Here is a 1,963-nt window from a genome sequence, read left to right as displayed (position 1 = left end):
AGATCCAACCATTGGCAAACATCCAATCTCTTAAATCTTTTTGTGGTCGAATACCTAAAGCCTTAGCAGCTTCTGAAACTGTTAGCGAGTTCTCACAGTCCATCAACTGATCATAAGCATGGACCTTCGGTGCATCAATTTGTGCTTGGTGCTTAAGCTCTTTGTTTTCCTTTGTTGCATCCAGAGCAATCGTCAAGGCTTGCTCCAAGTCAATGTTATGAGGGTCGATAGCATAACCACCCGTTTTGCGGATACTTGGTAACACCTCAGACACAACCCAATCCTCAAAGCGTTCTGCACTGGGTAACTTTGAGCGCATGATAAGACGGTAAACGTCACGCTCTGGGATAATCTGTAAACCTCTTGGGGGAATTTCTAAAAGTACCGTTTTGTTACTTTTGAGTAAAATCATATACTTACAGTGCATATCTATTGCACGTCGCGTATTTAAGTAGCCTAAAGCCTCGGCGACATCCTTTGCCACAAACCACGGCTCACCCTCTTTCTCAATTACTCGGATGTTCTGATTATCAAATTCAAATGGTATTACGTTCATGTATTTTAAATTCCTTTCTATAAGTTCCATTCTCAGAGTTTCTTAAAGCTGCTCTTTGTTTTTTCTACTATCTGCTAGGTAATTTCTTTTTAAATGTTCAATAAAAGTGAAGTGGTCCTCACACTTACTTTTCAGCTCCTTATTCTCTTGGCGCAAACTCAGCACCTCTTTAATAAGGTTCTCTTCTCCTAATTGATTTAACTCAATCAAGGTTTCTTCTTCGTATGTACGATTTTTTACACGCTCAAGCCATAACTTAATATTATGCTTATCAACGTTACTTTGATTCTTAAGTAACTTTAATACCTCTGTATATGGAATGATTGTGATTACACTCACACTGATACCATCCCCAGATATCACTAGATTTTTAAAGTCGCTTATCTCTTCTATGAGTTGTTCTAGGGGTTCCTCTATCTTTAGAACCTCTGTGATTGCCTCAAAGCCAAACCAAGGCACACCTTTGATTTGATAAACGTTAACAGGTAATAGGTTGAACATAACCGTAGTGCTATACATGTTTGTAATTTTCCTTATTCAATTTATTTGTAATTAATCAGAAAGCAGACAAAAGCCATATCTTTCCTTCTGGGGGTAGCCACTTGTGATATAGGTAATTTTTAAGACAGGCTTAGAGGTATCTTTAAGAGATCTTAGAGACTATCTTTAAGACTTATCTTTTAGCTTCTTTCCTTCTGGGGTTAGCCACTTCTCAATTCGTCACTTATTTGCCCAGGAGAAGCCCAAATCTTACTTACTCGAAAAGAGCGCCCGAACATCAATACAGGGACAATCTTTGCCCTTATCTAAATCTCTATGTCCTAGAATCTCCTGAATTGGGAAGCGCAGCCGTAAGTCATCATAGAGCTTCTTCAAGGTTGCATACTGTGCGAGCGTGTAATTAGCGTCTGCTTGTCCTTGTTCGTTAAGCCCACCTATGAGACACACACCTATCGTGTTGTGATTGTTTCCCCGAACGTGAGCGCCTTGATATTGAAGAGAGCGTCCAGACTCTAAGGAACCGTCACGATTAATCACAAAATGGTATCCAATATCAGACCACCCTCGGTCCTCTGTGTGCCACTTTTTGATAACTTGTGCGTTTACCTTCATGCTCGGCTTTGTGGCGCTACAATGGACTACAAGGCCGTATACGTTTAATTTGTTTAGTTTTCTCATGTCTTTTCATTTTCCTTAATGAATGTTTAATATTTGTTGTTTAATTTGAAGAGGGGCTTAGGACAGCCCCGAGAATAGACTTAGAAAAAATACATTGGGGATATTAGTGTAAACTTGATGGAATTCTCAAGTTTTACGCTGCCTTTCTCTCAGCAGCTTGAGGCTTTTTTCTTACATTCTCCCTTTGTAAGCTCCAGTAAATCTCTTGATAATGATTGTGCTTAAAGC

General features: G+C 39.4%; 3 protein-coding genes. All 3 read right to left on the bottom strand.

Going from position 1 to position 1,963, the window contains the following annotated elements; translation table 11 throughout:
- Positions 1–556: BRO family protein (locus NH399_RS25260; RefSeq protein WP_253044294.1), on the bottom strand; the 556-nt coding region annotated here is incomplete at its 3' end.
- A 42-nt stretch (positions 557–598) separates the two neighbouring features.
- Entirely contained in the window at positions 599–1,075 is a 477-nt protein-coding gene (locus NH399_RS25255; RefSeq protein ID WP_253044293.1) for a hypothetical protein, read from the bottom strand.
- 231 nt (positions 1,076–1,306) lie between these two features.
- Positions 1,307–1,735: an N-acetylmuramoyl-L-alanine amidase gene (locus NH399_RS25250; protein ID WP_253044291.1), complete on the bottom strand. Its 429-nt coding sequence runs from the start codon at positions 1,733–1,735 to the stop codon at positions 1,307–1,309.
- Positions 1,736–1,963: the final 228 nt, after the last annotated feature.

This window comes from Pleionea sp. CnH1-48 (assembly GCF_024124665.1).
Taxonomy (GTDB): Bacteria; Pseudomonadota; Gammaproteobacteria; order Enterobacterales; family Kangiellaceae; genus JAMXSB01.
This window is presented reverse-complemented; position numbering and strand designations above follow the sequence as displayed.